Raw genomic sequence first — 17,520 nt, 5'->3', positions numbered from 1 at the left:
CGGGATTATGTTGTTTGTCGGCCGCCGCAGCGGCCAGCGTCGCTCGGACGGTTCCGGGCGCTTACGTCTCTCGAGGAACACATGGCCAACCCAGGTTCGCCGCGCCGCTTTGCGCGCATCGATCGTCTCCCCCCTTACGTCTTCAACATTACTGCCGAGCTCAAGATGGCCGCCCGCCGCCGTGGCGAGGACATCATTGACCTGAGCATGGGCAACCCTGATGGCGCCACGCCGCCACACATCGTCGAGAAACTGGTGCAGGTTGCCCAGCGCGAAGACACCCATGGCTATTCCACCTCCCGTGGCATCCCGCGCCTGCGCCGCGCCATCTCCAACTGGTACAAGGAACGCTACGAGGTCGACATCGACCCGGAAAGCGAAGCCATTGTCACCATTGGCTCGAAGGAAGGCCTGGCGCACCTGATGCTCGGCACCCTCGACCACGGCGACACGGTCCTGGTGCCCAACCCCAGCTACCCTATCCACATCTACGGCGCGGTGATCGCCGGCGCCCAGGTACGTTCGGTGCCGCTGGTACCGGGCGTGGACTTCTTCAACGAGCTGGAACGGGCGATCCGCGAATCGATCCCCAAGCCGAAGATGATGATCCTCGGCTTCCCGTCCAACCCCACCGCGCAGTGCGTGGAGCTGGATTTCTTCGAGCGTGTGGTGGCCCTGGCCAAGCAGTACGATGTGCTGGTGGTGCACGACCTGGCCTACGCCGACATCGTCTACGACGGCTGGAAAGCGCCGTCGATCATGCAGGTGCCGGGGGCCAAGGACATTGCGGTGGAGTTTTTCACCCTGTCCAAGAGCTACAACATGGCTGGCTGGCGGATCGGCTTCATGGTCGGCAACCCTGAGCTGGTCAGTGCCCTGGCGCGGATCAAGAGTTACCACGACTACGGCACCTTCACTCCGCTGCAGGTGGCCGCCATCGCCGCCCTGGAAGGCGACCAGCAGTGCGTGCGCGATATCGCCGAGCAGTACCGCCAGCGCCGCAACCTGCTGGTGAAGGGCTTGCACGAGTTAGGCTGGATGGTCGAGAACCCCAAGGCCTCGATGTACGTGTGGGCTAAGATCCCTGAGCAGTACGCTCACCTGGGGTCGCTGGAGTTTTCCAAGAAGCTGCTGGCCGAGGCCAAGGTTTGCGTGTCGCCGGGGATCGGCTTTGGCGACTACGGCGATGATCATGTGCGTTTTGCCCTGATCGAGAACCAGGACCGTATCCGCCAGGCCATTCGCGGGATCCGCCAGATGTTCCGCGCCGATGGTTTGACCAGCAAGTAAACAGGTCCGACCTCATCGCCGGCAAGCCGGCTCCCACAGGATGGCACTGGACCTTGTGGGAGCCGGCTAGCCGGCGATGGGCCGGTACAGGCGATATCGATCACGACTTTCAGATCGCCGATCAGCGGCGATCTTTTTTTGCATTCCCCCTCTTCTCAGCCGCCCGCGCCTGGATTACAAATAGCGCCGCGGGCGCCCGCCCCGATAACAACAACCTCCCTCCCTGGCCATCATGTCCGAACAGAACCCTTGCCTGACCTGCGGCGCCTGCTGCGGCTACTTTCGTGTGTCTTTCTTCTGGGGTGAGTGCCAGTCCGCCGGTGGCCTGGTGCCCGACGACCTGGTCGTGCAGATCAACCCGACCCGCGTCGCCATGATTGGCACCGACGCCAAGCCCTGCCGTTGCGTCAGCCTCGGCGGCGAGATCGGCACGCAGGTGGCGTGCTCCATCTACGAGAACCGCTCCAGCCCCTGCCGCGAGTTCGAAGCGTCGTGGGAAAACGGCGTGCACAATCCGAGCTGTGACGACGCTCGGGCAGCCTATGGCCTGCCACCGCTGACGCCGCCGGGCGCCAACGAGCCGCATTGGCCGGACGACGGGGCGGAGGTCGCCTGAACCTGCTCGGGTCAAGCCTGCTCCTCGCGGAGCAGGCACTACCGTTCGTCGGTTGGATCCAATGAGCGCATCGCTGAAACCCGCGAAACACGTGCCGCCTCGACAAAGTATTAACACCATTTGACCGGCATCGACGGCAAGCCGCCCGCCCCTGAGCGGCTACACATTCCTTCAAAGGATGTTCGTAGCCATAGATCAGGTATTTCGGCCGTCGCGTGTGTCACTGCTCCTGCCCACCCTGCTGTACACGCTTTCAAGGACTGAATCGCCTGATCCACGAAGGAGCTTTCCGTGGACAGTCGCGCCGCCCCCCGTTCGCCCGCCCGTTTCTCCCAACTGTCGCTGGCCGTCAGCCTGGCCGTGACTGCCATGGCCTTTGGTCTGCACGGCGAACAGGCGCTGGCCGCCTGCAGCCTGGCCGGTTCCACGGTGACCTGCAGCGGCGCGGCCAACCCGCTCGCGCCGAGCTATTCCAACAGTGGCAACGGCCTGACCGTCAATGTCAACACCGGTGCCTCGCTGGGCGTGCTGCTGGGCGTGGGCGGCACCGCGCTGTCGCTCACCGGCAACAACATCACGTTGAACAACTCCGGTACCGTCAACCCGTCGTTGCTGGGGATCCTTAGCATCCAGTCCACTGGCGCCGTGATCGGCAACACCAGCACTGCCAGTACCATCAACATCACCAACAATGCCACGGGTGTGATTCGAGGAACCGGGGCGGTGCTGGGCGCGAGCCTGTTGAACCTTACCGGCATGGCAATGGACGTGCGTAACGCTGCCGGAGGTGTCACTACCATCAACAACGCAGGCAGCATCGGCTCCACGGCATTGGCCAGCTTGACGATCATCAGCGAGGACACCCCGGTCATCGCCGTGAGCGGTGGCGGGTCGGTGGACTTCACCAACACCGGCACCGTGCTGGGTCGTACAGCATTTCAGGCGTCGGCAGGCGGCAACACCTTCACCAACGCCGGGAGCCTGACCGGCAGCCTGTCCATGGGCGCGGGCAGTACCAACCGCTTCAACGCCATCACCGGCTCCAGCCTCAGCGCGGGAGCCGGTGTCGGTGTTTCGCTGCTGGTCACCAGTAACCCCAACCTGGCCTTCGCGCCTGCAGGGGTGGTCGACGGCGGTGCCGGCGGCACCAATACCCTGGCGCTGCAGAACGCCATCGGTGGCGGCAGCGGCACCAGCGGCAGCGGCACCATCAACGCCTCGAACTACATCAACTTCAACCGCCTGATCGTCGACAGCGGTACCTGGTCGCTGATCGGGCAATTGCTCAACGGCACCACCCAGACCACCCTCAACGGTGGCTTGCTCAACTTCGACAACGCCAGCGCCTTCGGTACCGGTGGCATCACGGTGAACGGCGGTGGTCTCGCGGGCACGGTGGCAGGCCTGGGCCTTAATAACGCGCTGACCTTGAATGCCGGCCTGAACGTGGGTGGCGCCACCGACATGGCCCTCAATGGCGTGGTTTCGGGTGTTGGCGGCTTGACCAAGACCGGTGCCGGGCTGCTCACCCTTGGCGCCAGCAACACCTACAGTGGCGGTACCACCCTGGCCGCCGGGGGCCTCAACCTGACCAGCGCCACGGCGCTCGGCACAGGCGGGCTGACCGTCAGTGGCGCCGGCAGCCTGCAAGGTAGCGTGCCGCTGGTGTTGAACAACGCGGTGGCGCTGAACGCAGCCTTGACGCTGCCCGGCAGCAACGCACTGACCCTTGGCGGCGTACTCAGCGGCACCGGCTCACTGGTCAAGAGCGGCACCGGCAGCCTGACGCTCAATGGCCTCAATACCTTCAGTGGCGGCACCTCCCTGGCCGGCGGAACGCTTACCTTGGGTAGCGACACGGCGTTGGGCAGCGGCGCCCTGACGGTGACCGCCAGCAGCACCCTGGACAGTGCCTCGGCGCTCAACCTTGGCAACGCAATCGCCCTGAGCGCAGGCACGCTCACCCTCGCTGGCAACAATGCCACCACCTTGGGTGGCATCATCAGCGGTACCGGTGCGCTGGCTAAGGCGGGCGCAGCCGACCTCACCCTCAACGGCATAAATACCTACAGCGGCGGTACCAGCCTGGCGGGTGGCAAGCTTACCGTCGGCAACGGCAGTGCGCTGGGCACTGGCGCGCTGACCTTGGGGGGTAACGCCAGCCTCGATGCCAGCAGCGCGGTAAGCCTGGGCAACGCCATCAGCCTTGGCGCCAACACTCTGAACCTGCTCGGCACCAGTGCCACCACCCTGGGTGGCGTGATCAGCGGTACCGGTTCGCTGGTCAAGAGCGGGGCAGGGGACCTGGCGCTGAACGGCAACAACACCTTCAGTGGCGGCCTCACCCTCAACGCCAGCAAGCTCACCGTCGGCAACAGCAACGCCCTGGGCACCGGCGCCCTTACCCTTGGCGGCAACGCCAGCCTGGACGCCAGCACGGCGGTGAGCCTGGGCAACGCCGTCAACCTCGGCGCCAATACCTGAACCTGTTGGGCACCAGCAGCACCACGCTGGGCGGCGTGATCAGCGGTACCGGCGCGCTGGTCAAGAACGGCAGCGCCGGGTTGACCCTGAACGGCAGCAACACCTTCAGCGGCGGCACGACCCTCAACAGCGGTGTTCTCACCGTGGGCAACAACAACGCCCTGGGCACCGGCGGCCTCACCTTGGGCGGCAACGCCAGCCTCGACGCGGGCGTGGCGGTGAACCTGGGCAACGCCATCGACCTGGCCGGCAACACCCTGACGTTGCCTGGCACCAGCGCAACCACCCTGGGTGGTGTGATCAGCGGCACCGGCGCGCTGGTCAAGAACGGCAGCACCAACCTGACCCTGGGCGGCGCCAACACCTTCAGCGGTGGCCTCACCCTCAACGCTGGCACCCTGACCCTGGCCAGTGCCACGGCGCTGGGTACCGGCGCCCTGACCGTGGGCGGCGCATCGACATTGGCCAACACGGCGGCGCTGACCCTGGGCAACGCGGTCAACCTGGGCGGCAACCTGACCCTGACAGGCGCCAACAACCTCAACCTGGCCGGGACCCTCAGCGGCACCGGCGGCCTGGTCAAGAACGGTAGCGCCAGCCTGACCCTCAGTGGCAACAACACCCACAGTGGCGCCACCACGCTCAACGCCGGCACCCTGGTGCTGGGCAGCAACACCGCGCTTGGCACCGGCGTGCTCAACGCCGCGGCCAACACCAGCCTGGACACCAGCGTCGCCGCGCTGAACATCGGCAACGGCCTGAACCTGGCCGGCAACCTCAACCTGCCCGGCAGCAACGACCTGACCCTGAGCGGCGTCATCGCCGGCAGCGGCGGCCTGACCAAGGCCGGCAACACCACGCTGACCCTGACCGGTGCCAACACCAACAGCGGTTCCACCTTCCTCAACGGCGGTACCCTGGTGGTCGGCAACAATACGGCGCTCGGTACCGGCATCCTCAACACCGCTGTGGGAACGCACCTGGACGCCAGCACCGCGGTCAGCCTGGCCAATGACGTCATCGCCGCCGGCCCCCTGACCATCGACGGCACTGCCAACCTCGGGCTGAGCGGCGTGATCAGCGGCATCGGCTCGCTGGTCAAGAACGGCAACGCCAGCCTGACCCTGAGTGGCAGCAACACCTTCACCAATGGCACCCAGCTCAATGCCGGTACCTTGGTTCTCGGCAGCAACACCGCGCTGGGCATCGGCGGCCTGACCCTGGGTGGCAACGCCAACCTGGACACCAGTACCGCCGTTTCGGCGACCAACAGCATCAGCCTGGGCGGCAACACCTTGACCGTGCTGGGCAGCAACGCCACCACCCTGACCGGGCAGATCAGCGGCACCGGCGCCCTGGTCAAGAGCGGCAGTGCCGGCCTGACGCTCAATGGCAACAACACCTTCAGTGGCGGTACCACCCTGAACGCCGGGCTGCTGACCCTGGGCAACAGCAATGCCCTCGGTACCGGTGGCCTGACCCTGGGCGGCAATGCCAGCCTCGACGGCAGCGGCACCCTGAACCTGGGCAACGCCATCAACCTGGCCGGCAATACCCTGACCCTGCCAGGCAGCAACACCACCACCTTGGGCGGGGTGATCAGCGGCACCGGCGCACTGGTCAAGAATGGCGCCACCAACCTGACCCTGAGCGGAGCCAACACCTTCAGCGGCGGCCTCACGCTCAATGCCGGTACCTTGACCCTGGCCAGCGCCGCCGCGTTGGGAACCGGCGCGCTGACGGTCGGTGGCGCGGCGACCCTGGCCAACTCGACGGCGATGACCCTGAACAACGCCGTCAACCTCGGCGCCAACCTGACCTTGCCGACCACCAGCAACCTCACCCTGGCCGGCACCCTCAGCGGCGCTGGCGGCCTGGTCAAGAACGGCAGCGCCACCTTGACCCTGAGCGGCAACAACACTCACAGCGGCGCCACCACCTTCAACGCCGGCACACTGGTGGTCGGCAGCAACACGGCGCTGGGCACCGGCGCGCTCAACGCCGCCAACAACACCACGCTGGACACCAGTGCGGCCGGGCTGAACCTTGGCAACGCACTCAACCTGGCGGGCAACTTCATCCTGCCCGGCAGCAACGATTTGACCCTGAGCGGCGTCATCGCCGGTGCCGGCGGCATCACCAAGAATGGCGGCACCACCCTGACCCTGACCGGCAACAACAGCAACAGCGGCATCACCCGCCTGAACGCCGGTACCCTGGTGGTCGGCAGCAACACCGCGCTGGGTACCGGTACCCTCAATACCCTGGCCGGTACCCACCTGGATGCCAATACGGCGGTGAGCCTGGCCAACGATGTGAACATCGCCGGCCCGTTGACCATCGATGGCAGCGCCGACCTGGGCCTGAGCGGCGTGGTCAGCGGCATCGGTTCGCTGGTCAAGAATGGCAACGCCAACCTGACCCTGAGCGGCAACAACCTCTACACCAACGGCACCCAGCTCAATGCCGGCACCCTGACCCTGGGCAGCAACACCGCGCTGGGCATCGGCGCCCTGACCGTGGGCGGCAACGCCAATCTCGACGCCAGTACCGCTGTCGCGGTGACCAACGGCATCAACCTCGGCGCCAATACCCTGACCGTACTGGGCAGCAATGCCACCACCCTCGGCGGTCTCATCAGCGGCAGCGGTGCGCTGGTCAAGAACGGCAGCGCCGTGCTGACCCTCAACGGCAACAACACCTACAGCGGCGGCACCACCCTCAATGCCGGCACCCTGGTCCTGGGCAACAACAACGCCATCGGCGGCGGCGCCCTGAGCGTGGGCGGCAATGCCAGCCTCGACTCCAGCGCCACCCTCAACCTCGGCAACGCCATCGCCCTTGGCAACGGCGCTACCCTGACCCTGCCAGGCACCAACACCACGACCTTGGGCGGCGTGATCAGCGGTGCCGGGGCCTTGACCAAGGACGGCAGCAGCAATCTGACCCTGAGCGGCGCCAACACCTTCAGCGGTGGCCTGAACCTCAATGCCGGCACCCTGACCTTGGCCAACGCCGCGGCGCTGGGCACCGGGGCATTGAACGTCGGCGGTGCCTCGACGCTGGCCAACAGTGTGGCGATGACCCTGGGCAACGACGTCAACCTCGGTGCCAACCTGACCCTCGGCGGCAGCAACAACCTGACCCTTGGCGGCGTGCTCGGCGGTACCGGCGGGTTGATCAAGAATGGCGTGTCCGACCTGACGCTTACCGGCAACAACACCTTCAGCGGCGCCATCGACCTGCTTGGCGGCAGCATCACCACGGTCGGCAACACGGCCCTGGGCAATACCTCGGCGGTCAGCGTCGGCGCCGGCACCAGCCTCAATCTCGGCGCCAGCGCCACCATCGGTGGCCTGAGCGGGGCCGGCACGGTGAACATCGCCGGCGGCGGCGACCTGACCCTGGGCGGCAACAACCTCAACAGCGTGTTCAGCGGTGCCCTGGCCGGCAGTGGCGGGCTGATCAAGACCGGTACCGGCAGCTTCGAGCTGTCCGGCGTCAACGTGCTCGGCGGCAATACCACGGTCAATGCCGGCCTGCTCAACGTCACCGGCTCGCTGGCCAGCCCCAGCGTCCAGGTCAACAGCGGCGCCAGCCTCGGGGGCACCGGCAGCCTGCTCGGCGCAGTCGACATTGCCAATGGTGCGCACCTGCTGGCCAACAGCGGCGCGACCCTCAGCACCGGTGCGCTGACCCTGCACAGCGGCTCGATCCTCGATTTCGGCCTGGCATCGCCGGCCACCGGCGGCACCGCAGTGGTCAGCGTCAATGGCAACCTGACCCTGGACGGTACCCTCAACGTCACCGACCTCGGCGGCTTCGGTACCGGTATCTATCGGCTGTTCGACTACACCGGCGCGCTGGTCGACAACGGCCTGCTGATCGGCAACGTGCCGGGCGTCATGTTGCCCGGCGACCTTCAGGTGCAGACGTCCATTGGCAGTCAGATCAACCTGCTGGTCGGCGGCGCCAGCGGCACCGTGCAGTTCTGGGATGGCGCGCAAAGCGTGCCCAATGGCGTGATCGACGGCGGTACCGGTACCTGGAACGGTGGCAACACCAACTGGACCGATGTCAACGGCGTGCTCAATGGCAGCTGGGCCAGCGACTTCGCGGTATTCCAGGGCACCGCAGGCGATGTCACCGTGGTCGGCACCCAGGCCGCCACCGGCCTGCAGTTCGTCACCAACGGCTATCGCCTGATCGGCGCCGGTGGCCTGGACCTGGTCAACGGCAGCAACGGCGCCTTTGCCTTGCGCGTCGATCCGGGTGTCACCGCGACCCTCAACGTTGGCCTCTCTGGCAGCGGCCAACTGGCCAAGCTCGACAGCGGCACGCTGGTGCTCAATGGCGCCAACAGCTATACCGGTGGCACCCTGTTCAATGGCGGCACAGTGGTGGTCGGCAACAACACCGCCTTCGGTACCGGCACGGTCAGCACCGCCAACGGCACTACCCTGGACAGCAATACGGCCGTCACCCTCGGCAACGCCTTCAGCCTCAGCGGTGCCCTGACCGTCGCCGGTTCCGCCGATCTGGGCCTGTCCGGCGTGGTCTCGGGGGTTGGCAGCCTGATCAAGAATGGCGGCGCCAACCTGACCCTGGGCAATGCCAACACCTACAGCGGCGGCACCAGCCTGGGGGCCGGTACCCTGACCCTGGGCAACGCCCAGGCCCTGGGCACTGGCGGCCTGACCGTGACCGGCGCCGCCAGCCTGGCCACCACCGGCAACCTGGCGCTGGGCAATACCATCGCCCTGAACGCCAACCTGACCCTGCCGGGGAGCAACGACCTCACCCTCAACGGTGCGCTCAGCGGCACCGGTGGCCTGATCAAGGGTGGCGCCGGCACGCTCACCCTCAACGGCAGCAACAGCCAGCAAGGCATTACCAGCCTGAATGGCGGCACCCTTGTGATAGGCAGCAACACGGCGCTGGGCACGGGTGCCCTGAACGCAGCCGGCGGCACCACCCTGAGCAGCAATGCCAACGTCACCCTGGCCAACCTGATCAACCTGGCCGGTAACCTGACCGTCGCCGGGGCGCAGAACCTGACCTTGGGCGGCAACGTCACCGGCGTCGGCGGTTTGACCAAGACCGGCAGCGGCACCCTGACCCTGAACGGCACCAATGGCAATCTGGGCAACACCAATCTCAATGCCGGCACCCTGGTGCTCGGCAGCGCCAGCGCCCTCGGCCTCGGCCAGCTCAACGCGGCTGCCGGGACCACGCTGGACAGCGCCTCGGTGATCACTATCGGCAACACCGTCAACCTGGCGGGCAACCTCACCATCGCCGGCAGCAACGACCTGGGCCTGGGCGGGCTGGTCACGGGGGCCGGCAGCCTGACCAAGAACGGTGCCGGCAACCTCACACTCAGTGGCGCCAACACCTTGATTGGCGGCGTGACCCTCAATGCCGGCACGCTCACCCTGGGCAACAACCAGGCCCTGGGTACCGGCAACCTTGTCGTCGGCGGCGCCAGCAACCTGGCCACCACGGGTGCCTTGACCCTGGCCAACCAGGTGGCGCTGAACGACACCCTGAGCCTGACCGGCACCAACGACCTGACATTGAACGGCGTGATCAGCGGTACCGGCGGCCTGACCAAGACCGGTACCGGCAACCTGACCCTCGGCGCCGCCAACACCTATCAAGGCAGTACCACGCTTGGCGCTGGCACCCTGACCCTGGGCAACAACAGCGCGCTGGGCACGGGCAACCTGTCGGTGACCGGCAACAGCACCCTGGCCACCACCGGGGCGCTGCAACTGGCCAATGCCATCGGCATCGGCGCTACCACTACCCTGAGTATCAACAATGCCCAGGCCCTGACCCTAGATGGTGTGATCAGCGGTGCCGGGACGCTGAACAAGCTGGGCGCCGGGCAACTGGTACTCAATGGCAGCAACACCTACGCCGGCGGCACCTCGCTGCAGGCCGGCAGCCTGCTGCTGGGCAATGCTGGCGCCTTGGGCAGCGGCGCCCTGACCGTCAACGGCGCGGCTGGCCTCGACGCCAGCCAGGCGCTGGTACTGGCCAATGCCGTCAACCTCGCCGGTGGCAACCTGACCCTCGGCGGCAGCCAGGCGCTGACCCTCGGCGGTGTGGTCTCCGGCAACAATGGCCTGGTCAAGAACGGCGCCGCCAGCCTGACCCTCAACGGCAACAACACCTACAGCGGCGGCACCACCCTCAACGCCGGCACCTTGGTGGTCGGCAGCAACACCGCGCTGGGTAGCGGCGACCTCAGCACCGGTGCCAACACCAGCCTCGATGCCGGCGGTGCGGGCGCTACCCTGGCCAACAACGTGCACGTGGGCGGCACTCTCAACCTGCCGGGCAGCGCCGACCTGACCCTCACCGGCGTGGTGGATGGTGTCGGCGGCCTGAGCAAGGCCGGTGCCAGCACCCTGACCCTCAACGGCGCCAACAGCTACCTGGGCGGCACCACCCTCGGTGCAGGCCGGCTGGTGGTCGGCAACGACAACGCGCTGGGGCAGGGCGCCCTGACCGTCGCCGGGGTCTCGTCCCTCAGCAGCGGCGCCAGCACCACCCTGGCCAACAACGTCACCCTCAACGCTGGCCTGACAGTCGATGGCAGCAACGACCTGACCCTAAACGGCGTGATCAACGGCACGGAAGGCCTGACCAAGAACGGCAGCGGCAACCTGACCCTCAATGGCAACAACGGCTACCAGGGCGGCACCCAGCTCAACGCCGGGCGCCTGACCCTGGGCAGCAGCGGCGCACTGGGTACCGGCACCCTGGCGGTCACCGCCGACGCCACCCTGGCCAACAGCTCGGCCATGGCCTTGGGCAACACCATCGCCCTGAGCAACGGCGCCAACCTGACTGTCGAAACCGCCAATGCGCTGATCCTCAGCGGCGACCTCGGCGGCAGCGGCAACCTGGTCAAGACCGGCGTCGACGCCCTTACCCTGGTCGGGGTCAAGACTTTCACCGGCAACGTGGATATCCAGGCGGGCTCCCTCACCACCCTCGGCAGCGGTGTGCTGGCCAACGTCGACACCCTCAACGTCGGCGCCAGCGGCCAGCTCAACCTCAACGGCAACGCCAGCCTCGGCAGCCTGACCGGCAGCGGCCTGGTCGATGTCGGCGTCGGCAGCGTCCTGAGCCTGGGCGGCAACAACCTCAGCAGCACCTTCGCCGGTGGTCTCAACGGCCTGGGCGGCCTGACCAAGGTCGGCAGTGGCACCCTGACCCTGACCGGCACCAGCAACCTGGCCGACAACACGCTGGTCAACGCCGGTACCTTGAAGGTCGACGGCACCTTGGGCAGCAACCTGCTGACCGTGGCCAGCGGTGCGACCCTCAGCGGCAGCGGCACCGCCAATGCCTCGGTGGTGATCGACAACGGCGGCCACCTGGCCGGGCAGAGCGGCGCGACCCTGGGCCTCGGCAGCCTGGTGCTCAACAGCGGTTCGATCGTCGATATCGGCCTCGGCTCGCCGTCCACCGGTGGCACCGCGCTGTTCAACGTCGGTGGCAACCTGACCCTCGACGGCACGCTCAACGTGAGCAGCATCGGCGGCTTCGGCAACGGTGTGTACCGCGTCTTCGACTACACCGGCGCCCTCACCGACAACGGTCTGGACTTCGGTAGCTTGCCGCTGGGCGTGGGCCTGGGTGACGTGACCTTGCAGACCGCCCTGGCCAACCAGGTCAACCTGCTGGTCAGCGCCGCGGGGCTCAATATCCAGTTCTGGGATGGCAGCCAGAACGTGGCCAACGGTCAGGTCGACGGCGGTGCCGGCGTATGGAACGCCGGCAATACCAACTGGACCGACCTCAACGGCCTGACCAACACCACCTGGGGCAGCACCTTCGCGGTGTTCCAGGGCACCGCCGGCGATGTCACCGTTGACGGCAGCCAGACGGTCAATGGCCTGCAGTTCGTCAGCGATGGCTACCGCCTGCTGGCCGGCACCGCCGGTGCGCTCGACCTGATCAACGGCACCAGTGGCGACACCAGCGTGCGGGTCGATCCGGGCGCCACGGCGACCCTCGATGTCGGCCTGACCGGCGTCGGCAAGCTCAACAAGCTCGACAGCGGTACCCTGGTGCTCAACGGCAGCAACAGCTACAGCGGCGGTACCGTGCTCAGTGGCGGCACTTTGATTGTCGGCAGCAACACGGCCCTGGGCAGCGGTGCGTTTGAAACCGCTGCGGGTACCACCCTCGACAGCAATGCCTCGGTCACGCTGGCCAATGCCATCACCCTGGCGGGGCCGCTGAACATCGCAGGCAGCAACGACCTGGCGCTGGGCGGCAACATCGGCGGCGCCGGTGGCCTGGTCAAAGCTGGCAGCGCCCGGCTGGCGCTGGCTGGCAACAACACCTATGCCGGCAACACCGCGCTCAACGGCGGCACCCTGGTGCTGGGCTCCAATACCGCGCTGGGCAGCGGCAGCCTGAACACCGTGGCCGGCACCAGCCTGGACAGCAGCCAGGCCGTGACCTTGGCCAACAACGTCAACGCCACCGGCGACCTGACGATCCTGGGCAGCAACGACCTGACCCTCGGCGGCACCGTCGGCGGCAGCGGCCGCCTGCTCAAGGCCGGCCTCGCCCGCTTCGCGCTGATGGGCGCCAACACCTACAGCGGTGGTACCGAGCTGCAGGCCGGCACCTTGGTGGTGGGCAACGATGCGGCCCTTGGCAGCGGCGGGCTGGATGTCACCGGTAATGCCAGTCTCGACAGCGCCAGTGCCGTAACCCTGGCCAATCCGGTCAACGTGGGGGGCGTGCTCAACGTGTTGGGCAGCAACGATCTGCACCTGGCCGGCGTGCTCAGCGGTGCCGGTACCTTGAACAAGAGCGGCCTGGCTGACCTGACGCTGTCGGGCAACAACACCTTCAGCGGCATCCTCAATATCCTGTCCGGCAGCCTGAGCACCATCGGCACCACCGCCCTGGGCACCCAGAGCGAGCTGAATGTCAGCAGTGGCGCCAGCCTCAACCTCGACGGCAACACCACATTGGGTGATATCGGAGGCACCGGTGCGATCGCCATCGCCGCCGGCAACAGCCTGAGCGTCGAGGGCGGCACCTTCGATGGCAATATCGGTGGGACCGGCACCCTGAACAAACTCGGCGCCGGCACCCTGGCGCTGCGCAGCGCCAACAGCCACACCGGCAATACCAATGTGCAAGGCGGCGGGCTGAAGGTGGATGGCTCCCTGGCCAGCGGCACGGTCAACGTCGCCAGTGGCGCCACCCTCAGCGGCGCCGGCAGCCTCGGTGGTTCGGTGACCGTGGCCAATGGCGGCAACCTGGCGGCCATCGGCGGCAGCACCCTGAATGCCGGCAATCTGGTGCTCGACAGCGGCGCCAACTTCAACGCTTCGCTGGGCGCGCCGTCGGCTGGCGGCACACCGCTGGTCAACGTGGCCAACGACCTGACCCTGGGCGGTACCCTCAATGTCACCGACATCGGCGGCTTCGGCGCCGGCGTGTACCGCCTGTTCGCCTACGGTGGCAGCCTCACCAACAACGGCATGAGCTTCGGCACCACGCCGGTGCCGGTCACCGACCTGACGGTGCAGACCGCCGTGGCCAACCAGGTCAACCTGGTGGTCGGTGGCGCCAGCAACGTGTTGTTCTGGGACGGCAGCCAGACCGTGGCCAACGGTGTGATCGAGGGCGGCAGCGGCGTCTGGGATGCCACTAACACCAACTGGACCGACGCCAACGGCGTGCTCAACGGCACCTGGAACGACACCTTCGCCGTGTTCCAGGGCGCCCCCGGCACCGTCACCGTGAACGGCAGCCACAGCATCACCGGCCTGCAGTTCGTCACCGACGGCTATGTGCTCAATGCGGGGACTGCCGGTGAACTGCTGGGCAACGGCACCACCAACCTGCGGGTCGACAGCGGCGTCACCGCCACCCTCAACGTCGCCCTCAACGGCACCGGCAGCGTCGCCAAGCAAGACGGCGGCACCCTGGTGCTCAACGCTGCCAATGGCTACAGCGGCGGTACCGCCCTCAACGGCGGCACCCTGGTGCTAGGCAACAATAGCGCGCTGGGCAGTGGCGCCCTGACGGCCGCGGGCGGCACCACGCTGGACAGCAACACCGCCGTGACCCTGGCCAACAATGCTGTGCTCAACGGCGCCCTGGCCATTGCCGGCAGCAACGCCCTGACCCTCAACGGGGTGGTCAGCGGCACCGGTGGGCTGATCAAGAATGGCGCTGGCCTGTTGACCCTGAACGGTGCCAACACCTACAGCGGCGGCACCCAGATCAACGCAGGCGGCGTGGTTGGCAATACTACCAGCCTGCAAGGCGCGATCCTCAACAACGCGGCCCTGACCTTCGAGCAGAACGCCAATGGCAGCTACACCGGCAACCTCACCGGTACTGGCACCCTGACCAAGAACGGCACTGGCGAACTGCTGCTGACCGGCATCAATGGCCTGACCGGCGCGACCCAGGTCAACGCCGGCAGCCTGCTGGTCAATGGCCGCCTCGACAGTGCCAGCGTGCAGGTCGCCACCGGCGCCCGCCTGGGCGGCAGCGGTACCTACGGCGGCGCGGTGCAGATCGCCAATGGCGCCACCCTGGCTGCCGGCCAGAGCGCCACGCCGCTCACCGTCGGCAGCCTCGACCTGGCGTCGGGCAGCGCCCTGGACTTCAGCCTCGGCGCCCCGGCGGCCTCCACCACCGTGGTCAAGGTCAACGGTAACCTGGTGCTGGACGGCACGCTGAACATCACCGATGCCGGCGGCTTCGGCACCGGTGTCTACCAACTGTTCAGCTACGGCGGCACGCTCACCGACAACGGCCTGGTGTTCGGTGCGATTCCGGGCAGCGTGGTGCTGGGTGACCTGACCCTGCAGACCGCCATCGCCAACCAGATCAACCTGGTGGTGCAGAACTACGGCGAAGAGCTGCAGTTCTGGAATGGCGGCAAGACCAACCCCGATGGCAGCATCGGCGGCGGCAGTGGTACCTGGGGGCCGAACACCGGTTGGACCAACGCCGGTGGCACCAGCAACGAAGGTTGGAGTGGTGGCTACGCGGTCTTCGGCGGTACCCCGGGCACCATCACCGTGGTCGGCAACCAGTCGTTCGAGGGCTTGCAGTTCCTCAGCAACGGCTACCAGGTCGTTCCGGGCGCTGGGGGTAGCCTGACGCCGGTCAATGGTGCCGATGGCAGCCTGGCGCCGGTGCGTGTCAACGCAGGTGCCACCGCCACCGTCAGCGTGCCGCTGGTCGGTAGCGGCGGCATCGAGAAACTCGACGCTGGCACTCTGATCCTCTCGGGCGCCAACACCTACAGCGGTGGCACCACTGTCAGCGGCGGTACTCTGGTCGGCAACACCACCAGCCTGCAGGGCAACATCCTCAACAACGCCAACCTGGTCTTCGCCCAAGGCAGCAACGGCACCTTCAACGGCACTCTCAGCGGTACTGGCACCACCACCAAGCAGGGCGGCGGTACCTTGCTGCTGACTGGCAACCAGCCGTTCAGTGGCGCCTTCAACGTCAACCAAGGCGTGTTGCAGGTGGGCGATGCGGCCAATCCGGGCAGCAACCTCGCAGCCCAGGTCACAGTGGCCAATGGCGCCGCACTGACCGGCAACGGCACCGTCGCCGGCCTGACCAACAACGGCACCGTGCTGCTAGGGCCTGCCGGTAACCTGAACGTGTCGGGCAACTTCACCAACGGCGCCACCGGCACCCTGGTGATCGACCTCGGCACCTCGCCGGTGAACTACCTGAATGTGGGCGGCACTGCCAACCTCGGCGGCAGCCTGATGGTCGCCAACCTGGCCAGCGGCAATGGCCAGTACACCGTGGTCAGCGCCGCGGGCGGGGTGAATGGCACCTTCGCCACCACCAACCTGGCCAACTCGGCGTTCCTCAACAGCTCACTGGACTACGGCGCCAACCAGGTGACCCTGTCGGTCAGCCGCAACGGCAACTCCTTCGCCGATGTCGCTGCCACTGGCAACCAGCGTGGCGTGGCCACCGCGCTGGCCAGTGCCGGGGCGCCGGCCGAACTGGTCAACAACCTGCTGCCGCTGGACCGCCAGGGCGCCCAGGCCGCGTTCGACAGCCTGTCCGGCGAGATCCACGCCAGCACCGCGACTGTGCTGATCGAGGACTCGCGCTACGTCCGCGACGCGGTCAATGACCGCCTGCGCCAGGCCGACTGCACCAACCAGGACGACCCGCGTCGCACCCTGGCGCCGACCGCCAACCAGCAACTGACCAGCGAAGGCTGCCAGGGCCAGGCCGTGGGCTGGATCCGCGCCATCGGCGGCTGGGGCACCTACGACGGCAGCAGCAGCCATGCCAGCGTCGACCGCGACCTGTCGGGCTTCATGCTCGGTGTCGACCGCGCGCTGGACGATGAATGGAAAGTCGGCGCCGCCGCCGGCTACACCCGTTCGAGCATTGATGCGCACCGTCGCCGCTCGGACGCCACGGTGGACAGCTACCACCTGACCACCTACCTCGGCTACCAGCTTGATGCCTTCGCCGCTCGCCTGGGTGTGGCCTACAGCTGGCACGACATCGACACCAAGCGCGATGTCACCGTGGGCAGCTATGACGACCGTCTCAAGGCCAAGTACAAGGCGCGCAGCGCCCAGGTGTTCGGTGAGGTGGGTTACGCCATCGATGCCGGCGGCATTGCCCTGGAGCCGTTCGCCGGGCTGGCGTATGTCAACTACGACAGCGATACCGCCCATGAGAAGGGTGGGGCAGGGCGGCTGGAGGGCAAGGTCGACCAGAATGTGACCTTCTCCACCCTGGGCGTGCGGGCTGGCAAGCGCATCCTGCTCGACAACGGCAGCACCATCACGCCGCGGTTGTCGGTGGGCTGGCGCCATGCCTTCGGTGACGACAAGCCCGATGCCGATCTGCGCTTCATCGGTGGTGGCGACGGTTTCAGCACCGAGGGTGTGCCGATTGCCAAGGACGCGGCGGTGGTCGAGGCCGGGGTGGACCTGTCGGTGGGCGCGAGCGGCAAGCTCGGGGTCGGGTACTCCGGGCAGCTGTCCAGCGAGAACCGCGACCATGGCGTGGTGGTGAGCTTCAGCATGGGGTTCTGAGGTAGCTTCCAGGGGCCGTCGTGTGGCCCATCGCGGGGC

Annotated in this window: 4 protein-coding genes; all 4 read left to right on the top strand. The window is 67.1% G+C overall.

Going from position 1 to position 17,520, the window contains the following annotated elements; translation table 11 throughout:
- The first annotated feature begins 81 nt into the window (after positions 1-81).
- The 4 genes from alaC to OH705_RS05610 all read left to right on the top strand — a co-directional run bounded on the left by alaC (position 82) and on the right by OH705_RS05610 (position 17,481).
- Positions 82-1,290 carry an alanine transaminase gene (alaC, locus tag OH705_RS05625; RefSeq protein WP_046857052.1) on the top strand — a complete coding sequence of 403 codons (1,209 nt, stop codon included), beginning with the start codon at positions 82-84 and terminating at the stop codon, positions 1,288-1,290.
- A 232-nt stretch (positions 1,291-1,522) separates the two neighbouring features.
- Positions 1,523-1,906, top strand: coding sequence for a YkgJ family cysteine cluster protein (locus tag OH705_RS05620; RefSeq protein WP_038707396.1), 384 nt, complete (start codon positions 1,523-1,525; stop codon positions 1,904-1,906).
- Between the two features lie 291 nt (positions 1,907-2,197).
- Complete coding sequence (locus OH705_RS05615; RefSeq protein ID WP_267301314.1) at positions 2,198-4,390, top strand: YadA family autotransporter adhesin; 2,193 nt, start codon at positions 2,198-2,200, stop codon at positions 4,388-4,390.
- 5 nt (positions 4,391-4,395) lie between these two features.
- On the top strand, positions 4,396-17,481 hold the full coding sequence (locus OH705_RS05610; RefSeq protein WP_267301312.1) for an autotransporter-associated beta strand repeat-containing protein: 13,086 nt from the start codon (positions 4,396-4,398) through the stop codon (positions 17,479-17,481).
- Positions 17,482-17,520: the final 39 nt, after the last annotated feature.

Source organism: Pseudomonas sp. BJa3, from assembly GCF_026343815.1.
Taxonomy (GTDB): domain Bacteria; phylum Pseudomonadota; class Gammaproteobacteria; order Pseudomonadales; family Pseudomonadaceae; genus Aquipseudomonas; species Aquipseudomonas soli.
The sequence above is the reverse complement of the archived record's forward strand: the minus strand, read 5'-3'. Positions and strand labels throughout refer to the sequence as shown.

What these genes read in the sequence shown, in the direction of transcription:
- alaC (WP_046857052.1), top strand. Translation starts at nt 82, where the DNA reads ATGGCCAACCCAGGTTCGCCGCGCCGCTTTGCGCGCATCGATCGTCTC.
- OH705_RS05620 (WP_038707396.1), top strand. Translation starts at nt 1,523, where the DNA reads ATGTCCGAACAGAACCCTTGCCTGACCTGCGGCGCCTGCTGCGGCTAC.